At 48.6% G+C, this 2,562-nt stretch carries 1 protein-coding gene; it reads right to left on the reverse strand.

Annotation, left to right across the window (positions count from 1 at the left end; translation table 11 throughout):
- Positions 1–216: 216 nt before the first annotated feature.
- Positions 217–2,076 carry an alpha/beta hydrolase-fold protein gene (locus tag WCO51_12280; GenBank protein ID MEI6514030.1) on the reverse strand — a complete coding sequence of 620 codons (1,860 nt, stop codon included), beginning with the start codon at positions 2,074–2,076 and terminating at the stop codon, positions 217–219.
- Between the last annotated feature and the right edge of the window lie 486 nt (positions 2,077–2,562).

Here is a 2,562-nt window from a genome sequence, read left to right on the forward strand (position 1 = left end):
TGGTGCAGAAAATTCACGAAGAATTAGTGCGAAAAACACTTGAAGACGCACTCAACCCCGGCAAATAACCAAAATGCCATCCTTGGTATCATAGCTCCAATTTCTTAGCCTGTCGCAGGATTGATACTTTACACTACCGCATTAGTAAAAAATGTGGGTACAGGAATCATGATAGGTGTTGAGAAGCCATCGATTGAACAGCCCCGCAATGACTCATCATTTCTTTCCGAACGTCGCACGGTAGAAATCCCAATTGGCCTCGCCCAAGCCTTTAAGGAGTGGCATCGTTTCATGGGCTACCCCTGGCACCACAGTCAATTGGTGATCGATTTTTAACTTTTTGAGATGTTCAGAATATGCCCGGTTAAGGTCCGCTGTAAAGTCACGCGAACCAACCGCCACCCGTATTTTCAATTTGCCAATGATGGCGGCGGCGTTCTTCTCAGCTATCGTTAGCGGGCTTTGTGCCTTGAAGTAGTCGAGATCGTTCCCGAATGTGTCTTTTAGAATCCGTTCCCTCTCGGCCGGGTTGCCTTTGGCCCGTGGACCTTGGAATTCTAGGTCTAATGGTCCCCCGGCGAGGATTGAAACTGCGCCGAATAAATCTGTGTGGATGACCCCCAGTCGGCCTGCTCCGTAACCGCCCATGCTGAAGCCTTCGAGCATGCGTCCGTCACGTTTCGCAACGGTACGGAACGTCTTATCAATTTCAGGAATTAGTTCCTTGATGAGTATGGTTTCCATCGGTACCTTGCCGTCTTTCGAGTCGCACCACATGCTATTGGTAAGGCCATTGGGGAAAACAACCAGCATCGGCGGAATCTTCTCCTTGCGGATTGCATCGTCAAAAAACTCGCTGAGTGGCTTGATCCCTGCCAATCCCTCGCCCGTACCGTGTAGCCAGTACAGCACTGGAAGACGGCAATCTTTTTCCTTCTCGTAAGCTTCCGGCGCATAGATATGGTAACTCACTTTCGACTTGGCCGTGGCACTGTAGAAGGTTTGGTACTGCACCCGTTGAGCCTTGACTGGCGGTGTCGTCCAATTCAAGCTGGGGCGGCTACCGTTGTCGGATTTTAGTTCCGGTTTTTGCGGTAGGATGACTTGAGAATGCTTTTGGAAGAACTCCCAGATCGTATCGGTCGCATTGAGCTTGCTCTTGATCGGGCCGATCATGCTTTCGGGAAGTGTTTGTATGGCTCCCGGCCAATGATGGCCGTGGCCTTTGAGGTAAATAACCGAGAGCTTTGGCCCATTGTTTTTCGAAAGGTACTCGATCTTACGCAAGTCATCTTTCTCTGAAAGAACCTTCTGCTCTTTCTCGCATCCGATGGCTTCGGCCCATTTTTCCAATTGTTCGACGACGGGGCGATTGCTCCAACTTCCCCAAGGCGACTTAACTTCACCCCCGGCGAGCGGCATCAATGGATCATTGGTTCCGATAATGTAGAGCGTTGGCAATGGCTTCTTGGGCTTCGGGTTATCGACAGCCATTCGTCCAGCAACCATTCCGATTGCGCAGAAGCGATCGGAGAGTTCTGCTGCCAAACGAAATGTCATACCGCCTCCATTACTGTGGCCGGTGGAAAAAACCCGGCTCTCGTCATAAGGCAGCTTTTTCTTCAAATCGTCTAAAAGTTGTCGGATGAATGCCACGTCATCAATCGCTGCTCTTGGTGAACGTAAGTTGAGTTGACCGGAGTTCCATTGGGCCGGGTTCGTCTTGAAGTTGGTTGGTAGTTTGGGCATAGCGCCAAGACCTTCTGGTGCAACAATCAGAAAGCCTTCCTTATCAGCCAGTGTCGCCCAGCCGTCCTTAACCAATGTGGTGGTTCCGCTCCCGCCGCCGCCGTGAAGCAACAGCACTAAAGGTAGTTTGGCGTCTGGCTTATATCCTTTGGGGATGTGTACCTGAGCCACTCGGTCAAAGTCGCCCGACTTGATGACGAGAGTAAACCGGCCTGATTGCGAAGGAGATGGCAAGGTTGTCTTGGGGGAATCTGCCCATGCGACCAGAGCCAGTATGCTCATGGTACTCAAGATGATTAATGGGAATATGTTTCTTTGACGAGTCATTTCGCACCTGCAACCCTTACATTAACCTATTGGGTTATACTACGATAAAACTACCTTAGGCGGGAGTGTGTATGGTTTCAGCCATCTCCTAGCCTATCCCAAGGCTCATTCTTGCAACATGCAATGAGCCAAAAAGTTAAGGTTGTTATACAAGTGCCTCGCTTGATGGTGTACAAGCTTCAGCCGTGTCAATACCCCATTTGGCAAATTTGTGAAGAATTAATGAATTTCGCCAAGACAGGTGTAAATTGCCCAATCTAATGCCATTGTAATTAATAGAAGATTTACTCGCTCTATAAACTAACCATAAATTACTTGCGCTCTTTTAAGGGGAATATGCGATGAACATTAAGAAGAAAAAGAACAGTTTTTTCAGGCCTTCCTTGTTTTTATTAGAAGATAGGATTACACCCTCTGCTTATGCTGAGCCCAATGTAATTATTGCGAATCCCACCACGCATGTTTTGGATATTACTTATGAGGCTC

The organism is bacterium (assembly GCA_037131655.1).
GTDB lineage: Bacteria > Armatimonadota > Fimbriimonadia > Fimbriimonadales > JBAXQP01 > JBAXQP01.

Excerpts from the sequence above, each read along its gene's own strand:
- WCO51_12280 (MEI6514030.1), bottom strand. The coding sequence starts at position 2,076 with ATGACTCGTCAAAGAAACATATTCCCATTAATCATCTTGAGTACCATG.